General features: G+C 36.8%; 6 protein-coding genes and 1 pseudogene. 2 read left to right on the top strand and 5 right to left on the bottom strand.

The genetic code is table 11. From position 1 onward, the window contains the following. Positions 1–161 precede the first annotated feature (161 nt). Complete coding sequence (locus tag QHH19_06115; GenBank protein ID MDH7517900.1) at positions 162–1,796, top strand: radical SAM protein; 1,635 nt, start codon at positions 162–164, stop codon at positions 1,794–1,796. 22 nt (positions 1,797–1,818) lie between these two features. Here the strand turns inward: QHH19_06115 and QHH19_06110 are convergent. The 3 genes and pseudogenes from QHH19_06110 to QHH19_06100 all read right to left on the bottom strand — a co-directional run bounded on the left by QHH19_06110 (position 1,819) and on the right by QHH19_06100 (position 4,618). Further along, positions 1,819–3,168: pseudogene (locus tag QHH19_06110) on the bottom strand (aminopeptidase). An 83-nt stretch (positions 3,169–3,251) separates the two neighbouring features. Then, positions 3,252–4,154, bottom strand: coding sequence for a PKD domain-containing protein (locus QHH19_06105; GenBank protein MDH7517899.1), 903 nt, complete (start codon positions 4,152–4,154; stop codon positions 3,252–3,254). Between the two features lie 143 nt (positions 4,155–4,297). Beyond that, complete coding sequence (locus tag QHH19_06100; protein MDH7517898.1) at positions 4,298–4,618, bottom strand: hypothetical protein; 321 nt, start codon at positions 4,616–4,618, stop codon at positions 4,298–4,300. A 127-nt stretch (positions 4,619–4,745) separates the two neighbouring features. Here QHH19_06100 and QHH19_06095 point away from each other — a divergent pair, with 127 nt between their 5' ends. Continuing rightward, on the top strand, positions 4,746–4,991 hold the full coding sequence (locus QHH19_06095; GenBank protein ID MDH7517897.1) for an Lrp/AsnC ligand binding domain-containing protein: 246 nt from the start codon (positions 4,746–4,748) through the stop codon (positions 4,989–4,991). Positions 4,992–5,238: 247 nt separating this feature from the next. Here QHH19_06095 and QHH19_06090 read toward each other — a convergent pair whose 3' ends face one another. Then, on the bottom strand, positions 5,239–6,348 hold the full coding sequence (locus QHH19_06090) for an ABC transporter permease (protein ID MDH7517896.1): 1,110 nt from the start codon (positions 6,346–6,348) through the stop codon (positions 5,239–5,241). Continuing rightward, positions 6,349–7,113, bottom strand: a complete 765-nt coding sequence (locus tag QHH19_06085) for an ABC transporter ATP-binding protein (protein ID MDH7517895.1) — start codon at positions 7,111–7,113, stop codon at positions 6,349–6,351. Between the last annotated feature and the right edge of the window lie 81 nt (positions 7,114–7,194).

Here is a 7,194-nt window from a genome sequence, read left to right as displayed (position 1 = left end):
GTGCAGGTTTCACTGATCATATTTGGACAATTAATGAGGTGATGAACTATAAATTTTAATCATTTTATGACACTAGGTAAAAATTTGTATAGAAAATTACTAATAGTGAATTAAGGGTATTGGGATGTTCTATGTCAGTTTATAAAATAAGGTGAATAATAGTGGAAGATACGATGGAAAACGAAGGTTATCCAATTGTACTCACTGCTTCACGTGCAGAGGCAAATGAGTACAACAACAACCCGTTTGATGCCTTTATATGTACTTTTCCTAGGAAATTGTCAGGATATATATTAAGGGAGCATTTAGCGAATTTAGAGAATAACGAAGATGGGACTGCACGGCGCACTATTTATGGTTTGAGGAAAGTAGAATCCATGCTTATTGATGAATTTGGTGAAGAAAACGTGGTTGTATCACATTATGATAATTTGGATAAATTTGTTGGTAAAAAAACAAAGATAGTCGGTATTTCATCAATGGATCCTATGGGGCTTGCCTATGTGTCTACAACATATAATTCTCTTATCGGTTTCGGTGGGGATGCGTTGAATGCTTTTGAATTCAAAAAATTGGTGACGCATCCAGCTATTCAGAGATACAAACCTAAGATAATAGTTGGTGGTGCTGGTTCATGGCAGATAAGCGAAGCAGGTGCACAAAAGGATTTAGGAATTGACGTGCTTTTCCAGGGAGAATGTGAGGCGGATCTTGTTAACATTTTTAGGAAAATGATGAACGGAGAAAAAGTTCCTTCTTATTTTGAGGCGAAAAAATCTGATAGAGAAAAGGTGCCTCTTATAAAGCATGCTGCGTCGTATGGTATGGTAGAGATAACTAGGGGTTGTGGGCGTGGTTGTCAGTTTTGCAGCCCAACAAATCGTACTAAGCATTCTTTCCCACTTGATCATATTATGAAAGAAGTAGAGGTGAATATACGAGGTGGAGCGAACTCTATTTTTACTGTTACTGAGGATATTTTTCTTTACAAGTCGAAGCCAGGTTTTATACCAAATAGAGAAGAGATTGTTAAGCTGTATAAAACAATAGCTGCTTATCCTGGTGTTGAGTATATTTTGCTTTCTCATGCATCGCTTGCACCAGTTATATATGACAAGAAGCTTTTGGAGGAGTTGTCACCGATTTTACTTGAAAAAACAAAATGGAACCCAAAGACTAACTCAACATATAAAAAACCTTTTGTCTCAGTAGAGGTTGGGATAGAAACCGGTAGCGTACGTTTGATGCAGAAGTATATGAAAGGTAAAGCGCTTCCATATAGTGTTGATAAATGGCCTGAGCTTGTTGTACAAGGTGTTGGTATCATGAATGACTATGACTGGTGGCCGTTGTGTACTATTATGACTGGGCAGCCTGATGAGACTGAGGAGGATGTTATTGCTACTTTGAATCTTATTGATGACCTCAGAAACCATAATGCTAAGATGTTTTACACACCTGTTTTGTTTATACCATTAAAAGAAGCAGTTCTAGGAAACCATAGCAGAACCAATCTAAAGAGCCTAACAGAATTGCAATGGGAGATACTAGCTAGATGTTGGAGGAACAACATAGATTTCTGGGCGCCTGATAAGCAGAAGATTATCGGACCAGGTTTCTTCTTCACCCATTGGCTATATGCTAGGTGGAAACATGGTAAAAAAGCAACTATGCCTATGATGCACCTCGCAGGGTTCCCTGTTGCTAGTAAAATTGATAAGAAATGTAACCCGGAGTATTGCCGGCAAAATGGTGGTTTCAAGGAAATCTTTGAGCAAATAAAAGAAAGGTTTTGAGCTAAGCAAATAACCGAAGTTGTTAGCTTTTTAAGAAAGCCTTGTATGCTAGATAAGCTGAGTAAACATCTGCTTTACTTGTAACCTCATATGGTGAATGCATAGACAAAACAGGTGGACCAAGATCAATTACCTCCATGCCAAGTCTCGAAAAATATTTAGCTACTGTGCCACCACCACCTTTGTCAACCTTACCTATCTCACCTGTCTGCCATGGTATCTTCTCTCTATTAAGCAGTGACCGTATCTCGGCGACATACTCCGCTGATGCATCATGCGCTAAGTATTTGCCACCATGCCCTGTGTATTTTGACATTACAACACCTTTGCCAAGAGCAGAAGCATTTTTTTAGTTCAAAAACCTCAGTGTAGTTTGGTGTAACAGCTGAGTTCACATCAGCTGATATAACCTTGGATTTCAACATAACACTATCAACATCAACGTTTTGATCCAATTGCTTTATAATTGAGCGGAGGAATGTTGTTACCTGCGCTGTTGCGTTACCCTCACTGCCTATCTCTTCTTTGTCAACAAATATAGCTAAAGCAGTGTGCTCAGGTTTTTCCAAAGAGAGTATTGCTTTTAATGACGCAAAAGCACTCGCCCTATCATCCTGCCCATATGAACCAACCATGGATCTATCGAATCCTATATCCCTCGCCTTGTATGCGGGGACTGCTTCTAGCTCAGCTGATACAAAATCTTCTTCATCCAAACCATAATCATTATGTAGTTTTTCTAGAACCGCTGTTTTGATTTTTTCTTCAAAATCCCCTGCTGTTGGTATGTTACCAATGACAATATCTAATATCTCACCTTTTATAGCCTCGTCCATCTTTTTTTCATCCTGCACTTCTTGTGAGAGATGCGGTAGTATATCTGGTACGGAAAACACTGGGTCTTTTTCGTCTTCACCCAGGGTAAAAAACTGTTTTTTGCCATCTTTTTTTTACAACAACACCATGCAAAGCCAGTGGTATCGTCACCCACTGGAAGTTTTTAATCCCACCATAATAATGGGTTTCAAACAATGCAAGGCCGCTATCAGAATCCTTATACAACGGGACCTGTTTAAGATCCAGTCGCGGTGAATCAATATGGGATATAACTATGCGAAGGCCTTCGTTTACTGGTTTTCTACCTGGGACAATAACAGCTGCCTCGTTTTCCCTGTTCAATACAATTTTTTTTTTTGTTACAATATACTGCTTTTTCTTTTATTTCTTGTATGGTTTCTCTCTCTGTTTTAGAGTGATCTAAGAATTTTTTGTATTCCTCAGCGAAATCAAATGCTTCTTTGATCTGCTCTTTAGATAACAGCTCCCATGCTGATTTCTTTTTATAGGCGTATTTACTCTCTTCCTCCACCATAAAAACTGCTCTCCTTTCATTGAGTCATATATAACCTAAATAAAAAGGTAACTAAAAAAAGAGAGAAGAAGCTAAGAAATTTTTTATCTCCTTATTATGAAAACTATGATTGCAACTCCGATGATAACTATTATTACTATTACCGCGGCAAAAAGGAGAATGGCAGAATTCGAATCTTCTTTGTTGTTTCCGTTGGTATTGCCACCGTTATTATTTTTATCCTCTGAGATAGTGATAGAGAGAGAATCATATCCTTGGTTACCATCTTGATCAGACACAACTAAAGTGACATCATATGTTCCTGCACTAGTATAAATATGAGTTGGGTTTTGTTCAGTTGATGTTCCTCCGTCACCAAAGTCCCACTCATACTCATATGAAGTACCACCGGAAACAGTTGCAGAAAAAGTGATACTTTGTCCAACTTTTCCTGTATTAGGGGCATTGATTGTTACATCTAATTCCCCAGGCATATCATAGAAATCATCAGTGTAATATTCTATGGAAGAAACAGAGTCTGCAGTTAGTGCATATACTCCTGCGTACTTCTCACTGCTGGAATTAAAATCAAAGGTGAAAGTAATTTTTGATCCGGAAACGACAGCGTCTACGTTTCCAGGATAGTAGAAATCTATCTTTAATTCACATGTTTTATTTATATAGACTATGATGTAATCATGCTCAGTAGTGGAGAGGTATAATGAGTAATAAACACAATTTTCAGAATCCGTATCGTTGATATCGCCTCTATTTTCGATATTTCCTTTTACTGTTAATATTAAGTTTATTTTTTTTCCTTCTTTAACATAATCTATTTGAACGATATCTATATTTGGCTTTGTATTAGTAGGGTTATCATTAATATCTAAGACGTCATCAGGTGGGTCTGTAAATGATTTTTCTTCATCGGCTGCATGAACTAAAAGTGTAGAAGTAAACAAAAGACTAGCCAATATTATTCCAATAATCAATGTTTTTTTAGACATTTTTATCACATCTTTTCCACGATTTTTTTCAACCCATTATAGAGATTATAGTTTATAATATTTACATAAAAAAGATTTTTTTACGACCTACTTAAATATAGATTTTGAAAAAAAAGGTTTTATTGTTTTGTTTTTTTAATTTTTTATTTTAATTTCTTTCTAAGGTTTTGTACCATCACGCTGAAATCCTCCAACGTGGTTTCGATTGTGTTTAGGGTTTTATGTATTTTATCTGTAACTACCGCCCCTTGAGGCGAGGGTTTTATTATGCCGTCGTTTTCTAATGTTCTCAGTGAGTACCTTATCATGTGTTGTGGTTGTCCTGTCATTTGTGAAAGACGTATAATGCCTATTGGGCCGTGGTCTTTAACTGTTTTTAAAACATCTAGATGTCTACTTAATAGGCTTAGTTCTTTTTCTGCCACATCAGTTATACTAGATCTGCCTTTTGTTTTTTCTTCCATAACACACCTCCTAAGTTAATTGTTAACATATGTAATGCGCTTCTTGTATATAAAGGCATTGCTTGAAAATATCATCCATGCTTATAAAAGAAAAAATATAAGATAGGGGATTTACATTCAGTATATCATGGCAGCTATAGGATTTGCACTATTATCTATAAGCCCTTTACATGAGAAAGATGTGTATGAATCTCTTAAAATGATACCTGAGGTAGTTGAGGTTCATCCACTTTTTGGCGAGTATGATATTCTTATAAAGATATCTTGTAACGATATAGATGAGATAGGTAGTGTGGTGATTAAAAAGATTAGATCACTTAAGGGTGTAGTTGATACAAAAACGCTCATTGGGACCAAGAGTTTGTCAGGATAAAAGTTTATTTTTTCTTCTGTTGACGGGCAAGGTATCTGATTCTTTCTCCGACTATTACCATTTCTGCTATGAATCTTATTTCATAGCTTTCTTCTTCGCTTGATACCTGCCCTACTATCAACATTTTTTCTCACACATCATTTTCATGCTAATTGCTAGCATTATTCACTATATTAGTATTTGTCTTTGTTACTATAAAAACATTTCTATTTTTTCAAAAAATATATGTAATTAAATAAAAAAATGACTAGTCTTCTTTCCACTTAGTGAGAAGAACACCAGCTATGAAAAAAACCAAGGCGAAAACAACAACAATTCCTGTATGGTATGCTGCCTTCCCAAAATCCATATTAATCATAGAATTACGCAACCCCTCATTCACATAATATAGGGGGAGCATATGAGCAAAATCTTGAAGGAACTGAGGCATTTGATCCAACGGAAAAAACGTGCCAGCAAGAAACATCATAGGGAAACTAATCGCACCAGCAGCTGTATCAGCTGTTTCCTCTTCTTTTACAAAACGACCTATGATCATGCCAAGACCTGAGAACAAGAAACTGTTTGCAATGATAATAGAAATCATCCAGATATTGATGTTAATCACTATACCCCAAACTAGTACACCAACCAAGATAGCTATCCCAGTGGAAAAGAAAGAGAGAAGTAACATAAACAGCATTTTTGCTAGTATCCACTCAGTTCTTGTAATGGGCGTAGTCTGAAGCTTCCGGAGAATACCATCCTTCCTATAATTTGTGTTACGCTCAATACTACCATAGATGCATAGCTGCATAATAGTGAAACCTATCATACCTGGTATGAAGAAATCAATGTACTTGAACTTCTTAGTAATGGTACTAACCTGGCTCATACCAACAACATGCCGGCCTCCACTAAAAACAAGGTTAAGCTCCTGAAGACTGCTGCCAACAATGCTACGTACAACAGATGTCGCCCCTTGATCAGATGGGTCGTAGTAAAACGAGAGATTAACGGATGCATTAGGGTCATAGAAGGACTGGTTGATCTTAGAACTAAAACCCTCTGGTATAACAAGTGCACCCCTGAGATCTTTTTCTTTTATATAATCAGTGATATTTTTATCCTTTGGTATAACCTCAACTTTTAGTATAGAGATGTTCTTCAGCATGTCAATGTATTGCTGCGACCAAACCGATTGATCCTGATCTTGAACATATAGGTTGTAGGTTGTGCTATCACTCCCAGAAAATATTGCACCAAAGAGTAATATCAATAAAACAGGAAAAACAACCGCCCAAAATATGGTACCAGGGCTTCTAATCCAACCCTTCATACTAGCGACAAAATCAGAGATAATGATATGTGGGTTCATTTATTTCTCCTCCGAAAGTCTTGCACCAGTTAGGTTGAGGAAAACCTCTTCCAAGTTAGATCTACGTATATCTATACTCTCATAGTCAATACAATCATGTCTAAGATTAGATAAAATCTCAAGAACCCTATCCCTATAATCAATTTTTATAGCGATATCTCCGTTACCCTCAGAACGCGCATCATAACCTTTCTCTCTCAATAAATCAACTGCATCAACTTCCCTGCATTTCTTGATATGAAGTATGCTACCACTACCATATTTTTCAATTAATTCATCTAGAGAACCCTCAGCTATGATTTTCCCTTTATGGATAATAGCTATATGATCAGCAAGATACTCCGCTTCCTCCATATAATGAGTGGTGAGAAAAACAGTTTTACCTTTTTTACGTAAATTTGCAATAACCTGCCAGACCTCACGTCGCGCCTTAGGATCAAGACCAGTGGTTGGCTCATCAAGGAATATTATCTCAGGGTCATTCACAAGGGAAATAGCTACACCAACTCTTTGTTTTAGGCCACCTGAAAGTTTTTTGTACAACATGTTTTTATACGAATCAAGATCCATAGCCTTTATGATATCATCCACATCAGCCTTTTTTTTGTAAAGCTTTGAAAAATAAACCAGAGTTTCTCTAACAGTTAGTCTCTCAAAAGAATGAAACTCCTGAGGGAGTATACCGATTATTTCTTTGACATCATTAAACGAAGTAGAAATATCTTTACCGAAAATCTTCACTGTACCTGCTGTTGGTTCACGTATACATTAGACCTCTTGCGAAATAACAATTTTTAACCCATAACACATACCCCTCTACATCGGATGGGATGTAGAGATGTTGAC

Source organism: Candidatus Thermoplasmatota archaeon, from assembly GCA_029907305.1.
Classification (GTDB): Archaea; Thermoplasmatota; E2; order DHVEG-1; family DHVEG-1; genus JARYMC01.
The sequence above is the reverse complement of the archived record's forward strand: the minus strand, read 5'-3'. Positions and strand labels throughout refer to the sequence as shown.

Excerpts from the sequence above, each read along its gene's own strand:
- QHH19_06105 (MDH7517899.1), bottom strand. The coding sequence starts at position 4,154 with ATGTCTAAAAAAACATTGATTATTGGAATAATATTGGCTAGTCTTTTG.
- QHH19_06100 (MDH7517898.1), bottom strand. The coding sequence starts at position 4,618 with ATGGAAGAAAAAACAAAAGGCAGATCTAGTATAACTGATGTGGCAGAA.
- QHH19_06095 (MDH7517897.1), top strand. The coding sequence starts at position 4,746 with ATGGCAGCTATAGGATTTGCACTATTATCTATAAGCCCTTTACATGAG.
- QHH19_06090 (MDH7517896.1), bottom strand. The coding sequence starts at position 6,348 with ATGAACCCACATATCATTATCTCTGATTTTGTCGCTAGTATGAAGGGT.